We start from the raw sequence: 12,851 nt of genomic DNA, 5'->3' as shown, positions 1-12,851 counted from the left end.
TGGGGCGCGGTGCGCCGTCCCGGCGCCCCGAGCGTCACTTCTTGCGGATGACCTGGATGTCGAGGTCGATCGTGATGCTGTGCCCGACGGCCGCGATGCCGCGCGCGAGCATCGTCTGCCAGGTGATCGTGAAGTCGTCGCGGTGCAGTTCGGTGCTGGCCCGGCAGGCGACGCGGGTCTCGCCCTCCAACCCCTGACCGACCCCGAGGTACTCGGTGTCGAGCGTGACCGTGCGCGTCACGCCGTGCAGCGTCAGGCCGCCCGATATCGCCCAACGGTTGCCGCCCTTGTGCACGAAGCGGTCGCTGTAGAACTCCATCGTCGGAAAGCGCCCCACGTCGAGGAAGTCACCGGAGCGCAGATGGTCGTCGCGCATCTGGACCGCGGTGTCGATGGAGGCCGCGTCGATGACGACGTGCATCGCGGATTCCTCCATGCGCTCGCCGAGCCGTATCGCGCCCGCGAAGCTGTTGAACCGGCCGCGGATGCGGGCGAGGCCGATATGGCGGGCGGTGAAGGCGACCGAGGAGTGCATGGGGTCGATCTCCCAGTCCCCGGGCTCGGGCAGCGCCGCCGGCTGGGCGAGCTGGAGCATGACGTCGCCGAGCGAGGCGTGCGCGCCCTCCCCGACGGTGGCGCTCGCCCGGTACGGGGTGAACCCCTCCGCCGAGACCGCCAGACGGTAGTCGCCCGCCGGAACGGTCGTCATGAACGAGCCGAACGGATCCGTGCCCCCGCTGACGATCTTGCGCCCAGCGGCGTCAGTGACGGCGAACTCCGCGTTCCGCACGGGCTCGTTGACCGGGTCGAGGACCCGGCAGCTGAGCACCCCCGCGCCCGGCGGAACCGGAAGCGCCGACAGCGGCCCTGTCCGTCCAGCCCGATTCGTACGGTTTCCCAGCCAGCGGCCGAACACGTGCGACACACCCCCGCGTCACTTGACAACACCTGCAAACTGCAACGAAAAGGCATTCGATCACCGTTGCGGCTTTACATGCAACACGAACCCACATCGCAGGAATACTGACGATGCGTTGGAAGTGTTGCGAGTAGTCCGAAATGGCTCCTCCCTTTCTGCGTCTCACCAGGTCACAGCGGGGTTCCCCGCGGTAGCCCCAAAGCGGTCCCCATCCCCCCGGGGCCAGGACGGCCTCCTCGAAGCGCCCCGGGCCCGCTCCAGGGCGGGCTCGTGGCCACTTCGAGCCGCGGCGCCACCCCTGGCCCCGATCCCACCACCGCGATCGCGCCATCCCTGTCCGTCCGCAGCACCTGCGCTCCCCCGGCCCGCAGCGCCGCGAGCGTCACGGGCGCGGGGTGGCCGTACGAGTTGTCCGCGCCGCAGGAGATCAGCGCCAGCCGCGGCGCCGCTCTGCGCAGCAGCTCCGGATCCTGCTGGGCCGAGCCGTGATGGGCGACCTTCAGCACGTCCACGGAGGCGAGCGACTCGGCCGCCGGGGTACGCAGCAGGGCTCGCTGGGCGGGCGGTTCGAGATCCCCGAGGAGCAGCAGCGTCAGCCCCGCCGTCCGCACGAGCAACGTGACGCTCGCGTCGTTCGGCCCCTCGGGCCGCGGCTCCGGCCCTGCCGGGGGCCAGAGCACCCGCCAGTCCAGCCCCTGCGCACGGCGCCGCTCCCCCGCCACGGCCCGCGTCACCGGAATGCGCGCGGCCGCCGCCTGCTCCCGCACGAACTCGGCCTGCTCCGGCGGCTCCTGGTACCCCGTCGTCTGGATCGCCCCCACCTCACGCCCCCGCAGCACGCCCGGCAGCCCTGCGACATGGTCGGCGTGGAAGTGCGTGAGCAGCACGAGCGGCACCCGGCTGACCCCGAGCGACCGCAGGCAACGGTCGGCCGCCACCGGATCGGGCCCCGCGTCGACCACCACCCCGGCACCGTCCCCCGCCGCGAGCACTGTGGCGTCGCCCTGCCCCACGTCACACATCACCAGGCGCCACCCCTGGGGCGGCCAGCCCGCGATCACCCGGGTGACGGGTGGCGGCTGGATGATCACCAGGAGGAGCAGCAGGGCACAGGCCGCGGCGAGCCAGGGACGTCGCGCGAGCCTGCGCCCCGCCAGGACGAGGGACACCGTGGCGAGCGCGAGCAGGAGTCCTCCCCACCAGCCACCCGGCCAGTCGATCCCGCTACCGGGCAACGCGGCCCCGGTGCGGGCGATCTCCGCGATCCACTCGGTGGGCCAACTCGCGCCCCAGGCCAGTGCCTTGGCGACCGGCATCGCCGCCGGCGCCGCGGCCAGCGCGGCGAAGCCGAGCACGGTGGCCGGCGCGACGGCGGACTCGGCCAGGAGATTGCACGGCACCGCGACCAGGCTCACCCGGGCCGCGAGGACGGCGACGACGGGCGCGCACACCGCCTGCGCGGCGGCCGCCGCGGCCAGCGCGTCGGCGAATCTCGGCGGCACCCCGCGCCTGCGCAGCGCGGCACCCCAGCGCGGCGCGAGGGTGAGCAGCGCGCCGGTGGCGAGGACGGAGAGCAGGAAGCCATGGCTCCGCGCCAGCCACGGGTCGTACAGGACGAGCAGCAGCACCGCCGCCGCAAGCGCCGGGATCAGCGATCTGCGCCGCCCCGTGGCGATGGCGAGGAGCGCGATCAGCCCACACGCCGCGGCCCGCAACACGCTCGGGTCCGGTCGGCAGACGATGACGAACCCGAGCGTGAGCAACCCACCGAGCAGGGCGGTCGTCCGCAGCGGAATACCCAACTTCGGCGCGAGCCCGCGCCGTTCGACTCGCTGGGCAGTACCCGGCGGCCCGATGAGCAGGACGAGGACGATCGTGAGATTGGCCCCGCTGACGGCGAGCAGATGGACGAGGTCGGTGTCCCGGAAGGCCTGCTCCAGCTCGGCGGGCACCCGCGAGGTGTCCCCGATCACAAGCCCCGGAAGCAGCGCGCGGGCATCGGCGGGCAGCCCGTCCGTGGCCTCCCTCAGCCCGCCCCGCAGCTTCCCGGCCAGCCGCTGCGGTGCGGAGGGCGCCCCGACCATGCGCGGCATCCGCTCCCCGGCCACCCGGAGCACGGCCGCGACTCGGTCCCCCTGCGGCAACGGCGGAGCCAAGCGGGCCTGCACCCGCAGCCGCGTCGACGGCAGCAGGGAGAGCCAGGCACCGCCGCCGGACCCCTTCGGCTCCGTCCGCACGACGACCAGCACCGGGGCGCGCGTCACGGTCGACGCGCCGTCCGCCTCCGTGACGCGGACGATCTCGGCGTCCAGCACGACGGCGGGCGGCATCGCATGCGCGCTCGCGACGCGGGGCCGGGTGCGCCGGGGGTCGGACGTGACCTTCAACTCCGCCTCCACTTCCGCGTATCCCCGTGCCAGCTCGGGGACCGGCCCGCGATGCAGATCCGCTCCGTGCAGAGCCGCCGAGGCTGTCGCCCCCGCGACGCAGAGCAGAACCGCCGCCACCGACAGCCGCCCCCATGTGTGCCGCCCCCATGCGCGCCGTCGCCCCGGCGACTGCCCGTGCCCTCCGGCTCCGTGCGCCCACCGGCCTCGGACCGTCCGCGTCAGCAACAGGGCACCGGCCGCCACCCCGCAGACCGCCACGGTGGCGACCGCCCATCGAGGTGGGGCGTCCAGCATCACTGCGGCCGCTGCCCACGCCGCGAGCGCAGGCGGCACGAGACGGAGGTCGGCCGGCCCTTCCTGCCGGGGGTGCGAGGCACCGAGGCGGTGTCCCGAGGCGACATGAACTGCCGGGCGCCTCATGGCCGTACGAGATCCTGGAGATCGGCGAAGCGCCGGTCGCCGATGCCGTTGACCTCGCGGAGCTCTTCGACGGAGCGGAACCCGCCGTGCTCGGTGCGGTAGTCGATGATGTGCTGCGCCAGCACGGGCCCCACGCCCGGAAGTTCGTCGAGCTGCTCCGCGGTCGCCGTGTTCAGTCCGATCGGCGCGGTGGCCGCCGCCCCGCCCGCTCCCGCCGGTCCTGTACCGGCACCGCTGCTGCTGCCCGCTGCTCCGCCGGTCCCCGCGGCCGGCTGCGGGCCTCCCACGACCACCTGTTCGCCGTCCATGAGGAACCGCGCGCGGTTGAGGCCGTCCAGGTCGGTGCCGGGTCGGACCCCACCGGCGGCCTTCAAGGCGTCGGTCACGCGGGACCCCGCGGGCAGTTGATGAACCCCGGGGCTACGGACCTTCCCACTGACGTCCACGACGATCTCCCCGGCGGCACCGCCACCGGCCGCTCCGGCACCCGCGCCGCCCGCACCCGCCGAAGCCTGCCCCGCCGGTGCCGGAGGCCCCGGCGAGGGAGCCGGTTCCGCACCTTCCTCTGCGGCGGCGCCCGCCTCGCGCACGATGTCGGGCGGGCGCACGGGCTGGGTCCGCCCCGTCCAGAAGTGCTGAGCCGCGAAGGCCGCGGCGACGGCCAGGACCACGACGAGCACGACCACGCCGCGCCGCTCAAGACCGCACCGCGACTGCACCCACACCGGCAGCCGCTCCCGCACGGCGAGCGCCATCCGCTCCCGCCGCGAGGGCCCCGACCGCCTTTCCGCCGCCTCCGCCTCCGGGACGGGTCCCTCCACCGCCTCCGCCTCCCGCGCCCACCCGGGCACGGGCACACGCGGCACGGATACGTCCGTGACCCGGTCCTGGCCCAGCAGTGGCGCATCCGCAGCCGCCACGTCCAACCGGGGCGAGGGCGGCGGTTGGGGCTCGGCGAAGATTGTCTCCGCCCGCAGCCGCACCGCCTCCGCCGTTGCGCGTCGGCGCCGGGCCCGCCCACGGGCGTGACGGTGACTCGCGCGGCCGTCGGACGCCGGGCCGCGGCCGGGGCCGCTCGTCGAAGAAGCTGTCCGGGAAAGTGATCGAAGTGCCATGCCGACGACGTTAGGCACCGCGAGAAAGAGATGTTGATCTTGGTCAATTCCCGTGGATTACCCGGGAGTTGTGGACAACTCCGTCACCCACACGTGGGAAAGGATCCACCTGCCGCGGCTCAGCGCGGCGAGACCACTGCCCCAAGGAGACCCGGCCCCGTGTGTGCGCCGATCACCGCGCCGACCTCGCTGACGTGCAGCTCCGCAAGGTCCGGTACCCGCTCGCGGAGCCGGTCGGCGAGGGCCGACGCCCGCTCCGGCGCCGCCAGATGATGCACCGCGATGTCCACATGGCCGGTGCCCGCCCGCTCGACCACGATCTCCTCGAGCCTCGCGATGGCCTTCGACGCCGTCCGCACCTTCTCCAGCATGTCGATGCGCCCGCCGTCCAGCTTCAGCAGCGGCTTCACGGCGAGCGCGGAGCCCAGCAGCGCCTGCGCGGCGCCGATGCGGCCGCCCCTGCGCAGATAGTCGAGGGTGTCGACGTAGAAGTACGCGGACGTGCCCGCTGCCCGTTTCTCGGCCGCCGCCACCGCCTCCTCCGCCGAGTCGCCCGCCTCCGCGGCCTGGGCCGCCGCGAGGGCGCAGAAGCCGAGGGCCATCGCGACCATTCCGGTGTCCACCACCCGCACCGGCACCGGGGCGTCCTTCGCAGCGAGGACCGCGGCGTCGTACGTGCCGGAGAACTCCGCGGACAGGTGCAGCGAGACAATGGCCGTGGCGCCCGCCTCCGCGACCTTCCGGTACGTCTCGGCGAAGAGCTCGGGGCTGGGCCGGGACGTGGTCACCGGCTTCCGCTTCTGCAGCGCCAGGGCGAGGGAACGGGCCGAGATCTCGGTGCCCTCCTCCAGCGCCTGATCGCCGAGGACCACGGTCAGGGGCACCGCGGTGATGCCGTGCCGCTCCATCGTCCGCTGCGGCAGGTAGGCCGTTGAATCCGTGACGATCGCGACATGGCGGGACATGAGCTGGAGATTACCCGTCTGGACCCTCGGGCGGCAGCCCGGCCCCTGTACTCAGGTCGTGCTCTCGGGCTTGGCCTTCTTCTCCCAGGGATATGTGGGCCTCGGGGTGGGCGGAGTGATCGCGGGCCGGGTCGGCTCCTGGGCCGCCTTCCGGGCGGACTCGGACGGCTCGGACCAGGTCTGCTCGGCGTCCTTGCCCGGCGCGGGCGCGGGCTCGGGCCACGCGGCGGGGGTCTGGGCGGGCGGGGGCTCCGTCGTCCAGTGCCGCAGGGCGCCCGCCTCCATGTCGATCTGCGTGCTCAGGGAGTCCAGGTCGTCGCCCGCGAACCGACGGGCCCGGTCACGCGCCGACCACCGCAGCGAGTCCGCCGCCTTCGTGATCTGCTCCGTGCGCTCCCGCAGTTCGGGGAGGCGCTCGGCCAGGGCGCTCTTGTCCGGGTCGCGCTCCAGGCGCCGGAGCTCGTCGTCCAGCTCGTGGCCGTGCGCGCTGAGCCGCTCGAAGAGTTGCAGGGACTCCTTCAGGGAGGCGTCCTCGGCCACGCCCGCGTGCAGGACGTCCTGCGTGGACCGCATGGACGTGCGCAACGAGAGCCGCAGCTGGGCCAGTTCACTGGCGGTGCCGACCTGCGCGAAGCTCTTCGCCCGGAGGGTGGTGTCCTCCACGGTCCGGCGCGCCTCCGTGATGGTGCGGTCCACGCCTCGCTTGGCCGCCTTGGCCACCTTCACTGTCGCGTAGACGCCCAGTACCAAGAACAGCACGAACAGCAGCGCCACGATTGCGCCCACGGCTCCCATGGCGATCCTCTCCGTGTCCGGTCCGCTCCGGCGGCTCCTTCCACCGTAAACGGAGAAGGCAGGCCGGAGGTTCCAACAGAACCCCCAACCTGCCCGTAAGGGAAGACCCCGATGCCGCTACGCAGGGACGATGTTCACCAGCTTCGGCGCCCGCACGATCACCTTGCGGATCCCGGCGCCGCCCAGCGCCGCCACGACCTTCTCATCGGCCAGCGCGACCTTCTCCAGCTCGGCGTCGGAGATCGACGGGGAAACCTCCAGGCGCGCCTTGACCTTGCCCTTGATCTGCACGACGCAGGTCACGGACTCGTCCACGACGTACGTCGGGTCGGCGACCGGGAAGTCCTGGTGGACGACCGAGTCGGTGTGGCCCAGCTTGCGCCACAGCTCCTCGGCGACGTGCGGGGCCAGCGGCGCGATCAGCAGCACCAGGCGCTCCGCGACGGACTTCGGGATCGAGCCGCCGACCTTCGTCAGGTGGTTGTTCAGCTCGGTGATCTTGGCGATGGCGGTGTTGAACCGCATGCCGTCCAGGTCCTGGCGCACACCGTCGATGGCCTTGTGCAGGGCGCGCAGGGTGGCCTCGTCGATTTCCGACTCGGCGACGTCCGCGACGGTGACCTCACCGGTCGACTCGTCGACGATCAGGCGCCACAGGCGCTGCAGCAGGCGGTACTGGCCGACGACCGCGCGCGTGTCCCAGGGGCGGGAGACGTCCAGGGGGCCCATCGCCATCTCGTACAGGCGCAGGGTGTCCGCGCCGTACTCGTCGCAGATCTCGTCCGGGGTGACGGCGTTCTTCAGGGACTTGCCCATCTTGCCCAGCTCGCGCTTGACCGGCTCGCCCTCGAAGAAGAACTTTCCGTCGCGCTCCTCGACCTCGGCCGCCGGCACCGGGAAGCCGCGGCTGTCCCGGTAGACGTACGCCTGGATCATGCCCTGGTTGTACAGCTTGTGGAACGGCTCGGCCGACGAGATGTGGCCCAGGTCGAACAGGATCTTCGACCAGAAGCGGGCGTACAGCAGGTGCAGCACCGCGTGCTCGGCGCCGCCCACGTACAGGTCGACACCGCCGGTCGGCTGCCCCTCGCGCGGGCCCATCCAGTACTGCTCGATGGCCGGGTCGACCATCTTCTGGTCGTTGTGCGGGTCCAGGTAGCGCAGCTCGTACCAGCACGAACCCGCCCAGTTGGGCATGGTGTTGGTCTCGCGGCGGTACTTCTTCGGCCCGTCACCCAGGTCCAGCGTGACGTTGACCCAGTCCTCGTTGCGGGACAGCGGCGTCTCCGGAGAGGTGTCCGCGTCGTCCGGGTCGAAGGTGCGCGGGGAGTAGTCGTCGACCTCCGGCAGCTCCAGGGGCAGCATCGACTCGGGCAGCGAGTGGGCGATGCCGTCCTCGTCGTAGACGATCGGGAAGGGCTCGCCCCAGTAGCGCTGGCGGCTGAACAGCCAGTCGCGCAGGCGGAAGTTGACGGTGCCCTCGCCGATGCCGCGGGTGGCCAGCCAGCCGGTGATGCGGGCCTTGGCGTCGACGACGCCCAGACCGTCCAGGGAGATCTCCTCGTTCGAGGAGTTGATCAGCTTCGCCTCGTACGAGGAGAAGGCGTCGTCCCACGTCGCGGTGTCGGTGCCGCGGTCGTCGGAGGGCTCGACGACGCAGTGCATCGGCAGGTGGAAGGCGCGCGCGAAGGCGAAGTCGCGGCTGTCGTGCGCCGGGACGGCCATGATCGCGCCGGTGCCGTAGCCCATCAGGACGTAGTCGGCGATGAAGACCGGGACCTGCTCGCCGCTGACCGGGTTGGTGGCGTAGACACCGGTGAAGACGCCCGTCTTCTCCTTGGCGTCGGCCTGGCGCTCCACGTCGGACTTGGAGGCCGCGAACGCGCGGTACTTGGCGACGGCCTCGGCCGGCGTCGCGTGCCCGCCGGTCCACACCTCGTGGGTACCCTCGGGCCAGGCCGCGGGGACGACCTTGTCGACCAGGTCGTGCTCGGGCGCCAGGACCATGTAGGTCGCGCCGAACAGGGTGTCCTGACGGGTGGTGAAGACGGTGATGGCGTCGCCTTCGGAGCCCACGGGGAAGTCCACGCGGGCGCCTTCGGAGCGGCCGATCCAGTTGCGCTGCTGCAGCTTGATGGCCTCGGGCCAGTCCAGCGCGTCCAGGTCGTCGAGCAGCCGGTCGGCGTACGCGGTGATGCGCATGTTCCACTGACGCAGCTTGGCCTTGAAGACGGGGAAGTTGCCGCGCTCGGAGCGGCCGTCGGCGGTGACCTCCTCGTTGGCCAGGACGGTGCCCAGGCCGGGGCACCAGTTGACGGGCGCGTCGGAGGCGTAGGCCAGGCGGTACTGGCTCAGCACGTCCGCGCGCTCCGAGGCGTTCAGCTCGCTCCACGCGCGCGTGGAGCCCGGTACGGCGCGCTCACCACTGTCGAACTGGGCGACCAGGTCGGCGATGGGACGGGCCTTCTTGGCGTCGGCGTCGTACCAGGAGTTGAAGATCTGGACGAAGATCCACTGGGTCCACTTGTAGTAGTCCGAGTCGATCGTCGCGAACGAGCGGCGCTTGTCGTGCCCCAGGCCCAGGGAGCGCAGCTGCGCCTTCATGTTCTCCATGTTGGCCTCGGTGGAGACCCGCGGGTGGGTGCCCGTCTGCACGGCGTACTGCTCGGCGGGCAGGCCGAACGCGTCGAAGCCCAGGGTGTGCAGGACGTTGTGGCCGTTCATGCGCTGGAAGCGCGCGAAGACGTCCGTGGCGATGTAGCCCAGCGGGTGGCCGACGTGCAGGCCCGCTCCGGAGGGGTACGGGAACATGTCCATGATGAACTTCTTGGGCTTGGCGACCAGAGCGGTCTCCGCCTCGCTCCGCGCGGCCATGTCACCGCTCGGGTTCGGCGCCTCGTAAGTGCCGTCGGCGTCCCAGAAGTCCTGCCAGCGTGCCTCGATCTCGGCGGCCAGAGCGGCCGTATAGCGGTGCGGCGCGGCCACCTCGGAGGCGGCAGCAGAATTCGTCTCGCTCATGATCCTCAAAGCTCCATCGATCGTCTCTGCCTGCGGAATTGACCGGCGCCACGGCGGCCCAGGTCAAACAAAAATGCCCCTCGCACAGGAGGGGACGCCGCGCCGATTCCGACCGCGATTCACCGGCGGTCGGGACTGATCAGCGCGGCCCGCTAAGCAGAAGGCGTACGGCACGCATGGCGTCAGGGTACCGCAGCCCTCACGCGGCCCGCGACGAGCTTCCTTGCGCGGCCGCCCGAAGGGCTCGATCACCACCCTTGGCCAAGGATTACTCCGCGTACCGCCCTCTAACGGGGCAACACCAAGATCGCGTCGCGCTTTGATAACAACGCAATAACTCAAACCCCGTACCCACCGGTATGGAGCGACTTAGCATGCGGCGGGACCGAACCATTTCGGAGCCGCCCCCATGAACCCTCTGCACCCTCATCGCAAGAGCCGTTCCCTCCCCCTTTCGGCAAGGCCCTCACCCCCTCGCTCCTTACCCCCCTCACGAGCCCTGGGCGCCGGAGCCCTGCTCCTGATACCCCTGCTCGTCCTCGTGGGCAGCGACCGTTTCCGTGCCGCCCTCGACTTCACCACCGGCGTCCTGTGCCTGGTCTCGCTCACCGCCTCCGTGGTCTGGGGCCTGGTCGCCACGGACCGCCTGTTCCTCCACTCGCGCCAGCGCCTGCTCGCCCAGGCCGTGCACCGGACCACGGCGGTCGCCTCCATCGGCTTCCTGCTGCTGCACGGCACCGTCAAGATCGTGCTCGACCACGTGTCGCTCCTCGGCGCCCTGCTGCCCTTCGGGCTCGGCGTCACGGGCAGCGCCGGGCTCATCGGCCTCGGCTCGCTCGCCGGCCTCCTCATGGTCGCCACGGGCGTCACCGGCGCCCTGCGGAGCGCCTTCGCCTCCCCCGCGCGGATCGCGTCGCGCTGGCGGGCGCTGCACATGCTCGCCTACCCCGCCTGGTGCGCCGCGCTGATCCACGGCCTGTACGCGGGGCGCCCGCCGAAGCCGTGGGTGATCGCGCTGTACTGCCTGTGCCTGGTCGCGGTCGCCGGGGCCGTCGCGCTGCGTGCGGCGCCCCGCCCGGTCAAGCGGAAGGTCGCCGCCCGGATCCTGGCCCTGCTGGAGCCCGAGCGTGGCACCACGCCCCGGCAGGATCCCCGCGCGCGGGACACCACTTTCGCCCCGCTCCGGGAAGAGCAGCCCGCGCGGGACACCGCTTTCGCCCCGCTGCCCGGCACGACCGCCTCCGCCGCCGCCCCCGACCCGGCCGTCGGCATCTCGGCCGCCTATCGCGCGCTGGCGCCCACCTCGGCCCCGTACCCCACCGGCACCCTGCCCCGCGCCGAACCCGCCGGGCGATGGCCCGCGCCGTCGCCCCCACCGCCCGCCGAGTCCCCCTACGTGGCATCCCAGCCCACGTACGACACCGCCCCCCAGCCCGTCTACGACCCCGCATGCGAGCCGCTCCCCGACTCCGCGTACGAGCCCGTCCTCGACCCCGCGTACGACAGCGGCCCCGCCACCGAACCGCTGCCCCGGCCCTTTCAGGCCCCCAGCTCGGGCGAGCCCTGGAACGCCGCCACCGGAGGCCACCCGTGAACGCGTCGCTGCCCGACGTCCCCGAAGTCCGCGTCGTCGGCCTGCCCCTGCTCACCTCGGGGTTCGATCTCGTCGAACGCCTCGACCTCGGCATGCACCTGAAGGTGCACGGCCCCCTCGAACCCATGGCGGGCGAGCCGCTGGCCCGCCTCGCCGAGGACATCGCACTGCGCGGCCGGGGCGGCGCGGGCTTCCCCTTCGCGCGGAAGCTGCGGTCCGTCGCCGACGCGGCGATCCGTCGCGGCGTACGTCCCGTGGTCGTCGTCAACGGCAGCGAGGACGAACCCGCCTGCCGCAAGGACACCGTCCTGATCAACCGCGCCCCGCACCTCATTCTGGACGGCGCCCTGCTCGCCGCCGAGGCGCTCGGGGCCCGCACGCTGGTCGTCGGCGTGACCCGCGACTCCACCGAGGCCTCGATGCGCACCGCCCTCGCCGAGCGCGGCCTGAGCAACCGGCGGGGATCGCCCCTCCGCGCGCGCGTGCAGCGCAATCCGGTGCGCATGGTCACCGGGGAGTCCTCCGCCCTGGTCCGCTCGGCGGACGGCGGCCCCCCGATGCCGCCGGGCCGCAAGGTGCGTACGTCCGACTCCGGAGTCGGCGGCGCACCCACCCTGCTCTCCAACGCGGAGACGTTCGCCCAGCTCGCCGTCGCCGCACGGACCGGCGCCGACCGCTACTGCCGCACCGGCTTGCGCGAGGAGCCCGGCACGGTGCTGCTGACCCTCTCCGGAGCGGTGGCGCGGCCGATGGTCGTCGAGGTCCCCACCGGAGTGCCCTTGCGGTACGTCCTCCAGCTCGCCGGAGCGCCCGCGCTCCCCCAGGGCGTGCTGACGGGCGGCTATCACGGCAAGTGGCTCGACGGCGTCACGGCGCACGACGCGGTCGTCTCCCGCGCCTCCCTGGAGGCCTGCGGGGGTGCGCTCGGCGCGGGCGCGATCCTGCCGATCGGCGAGGGCACCTGCCCGCTCGGCGAGTCGCTGCACGTCGCGAACTGGCTGGCCGCCGAGAGCTCCGGACAGTGCGGCCCCTGCTACCTCGGCCTCCCCGCGGCGGCCCGCGGCCTCGCGGACGTCCTGCAGGGCGGCGGTCCGACCGCTCTCGAGGCGCTGCGCGAGGTGACCCGGGCCGTGAAGCGGCGCGGCGCGTGCAAGCACCCCGACGGCTCGGCGGCCTTCCTGGAGTCGGCGGTCTCGGTGTTCACGGACGACCTCGCCGCGCACGTCCTGGGCGGCGGCTGCGGCCGTCCCGTCGATGGCGTCCTGCCCCTCCAGGAAGAGGCCCCCCAGGCCGAGGCCCCCAGCGGCAGCAGGCTGGCCGTCGACTGGACCCTCTGCCAGGGCCACGGGCTGTGCGCGGACATCGTCCCCGAGCTGATCCAGCTGGGCCCCGACGGCTTCCCCTCGGTGGCGGAAGCCTCCGTACCGCGTTACTCCGAAGCACGCGCCTCACGCGCCGTGCGCCGCTGCCCTGCGCTCGCCCTGCGCATCGAGGAGGACCCGAAGGCGACTCCCGCGGTCCGCCCGTCGCTGCCGGCCGCGCTCCCACCGGGGCGTGGCCGCAGGGCACTGGGCAGCGGAAGGCAGTGACAGCCGAGGAGCGACCGAGAACGGCAAAGGAAGTGCCGACAGCGAA

8 protein-coding genes are annotated in these 12,851 nt (G+C 72.7%); 2 read left to right on the top strand and 6 right to left on the bottom strand.

What is annotated here, in order from left to right; translation table 11 throughout:
- Positions 1 to 34: 34 nt before the first annotated feature.
- The 6 genes from AB0B50_RS33795 to leuS all read right to left on the bottom strand — a co-directional run bounded on the left by AB0B50_RS33795 (position 35) and on the right by leuS (position 9,622).
- Positions 35 to 916: a YceI family protein gene (locus AB0B50_RS33795; protein ID WP_362339734.1), complete on the bottom strand. Its 882-nt coding sequence runs from the start codon at positions 914 to 916 to the stop codon at positions 35 to 37.
- Between the two features lie 173 nt (positions 917 to 1,089).
- A complete protein-coding gene (locus AB0B50_RS33790; RefSeq protein ID WP_362339630.1) occupies positions 1,090 to 3,729 on the bottom strand; it encodes a ComEC/Rec2 family competence protein in 2,640 nt (879 codons plus the stop codon).
- Entirely contained in the window at positions 3,726 to 4,595 is an 870-nt protein-coding gene (locus AB0B50_RS33785) for a ComEA family DNA-binding protein (RefSeq protein ID WP_362339629.1), read from the bottom strand. The genes AB0B50_RS33790 and AB0B50_RS33785 overlap by 4 nt, the downstream gene beginning before the upstream one ends.
- Before the next feature lie 368 nt (positions 4,596 to 4,963).
- Positions 4,964 to 5,809 carry a DegV family protein gene (locus AB0B50_RS33780; protein WP_362339628.1) on the bottom strand — a complete coding sequence of 282 codons (846 nt, stop codon included), beginning with the start codon at positions 5,807 to 5,809 and terminating at the stop codon, positions 4,964 to 4,966.
- A 51-nt stretch (positions 5,810 to 5,860) separates the two neighbouring features.
- Positions 5,861 to 6,604 (bottom strand): hypothetical protein, encoded by a 744-nt coding sequence (locus tag AB0B50_RS33775; RefSeq protein WP_362339627.1) that lies wholly within the window; start codon positions 6,602 to 6,604, stop codon positions 5,861 to 5,863.
- Between the two features lie 117 nt (positions 6,605 to 6,721).
- Positions 6,722 to 9,622, bottom strand: a complete 2,901-nt coding sequence (leuS, locus tag AB0B50_RS33770; RefSeq protein WP_362339626.1) for a leucine--tRNA ligase — start codon at positions 9,620 to 9,622, stop codon at positions 6,722 to 6,724.
- 541 nt (positions 9,623 to 10,163) lie between these two features.
- On the opposite strand from leuS, the gene AB0B50_RS33765 reads away from it, so the two are divergent.
- Positions 10,164 to 11,216: a cytochrome b/b6 domain-containing protein gene (locus AB0B50_RS33765; protein ID WP_362339625.1), complete on the top strand. Its 1,053-nt coding sequence runs from the start codon at positions 10,164 to 10,166 to the stop codon at positions 11,214 to 11,216.
- A complete protein-coding gene (locus AB0B50_RS33760; protein WP_362339624.1) occupies positions 11,213 to 12,805 on the top strand; it encodes a ferredoxin in 1,593 nt (530 codons plus the stop codon). The genes AB0B50_RS33765 and AB0B50_RS33760 overlap by 4 nt, the downstream gene beginning before the upstream one ends.
- Positions 12,806 to 12,851: the final 46 nt, after the last annotated feature.

It is taken from the genome of Streptomyces sp. NPDC041068, from assembly GCF_040647455.1.
In the GTDB taxonomy this organism is placed as follows: Bacteria; Actinomycetota; Actinomycetes; order Streptomycetales; family Streptomycetaceae; genus Streptomyces.
This window is presented reverse-complemented; position numbering and strand designations above follow the sequence as displayed.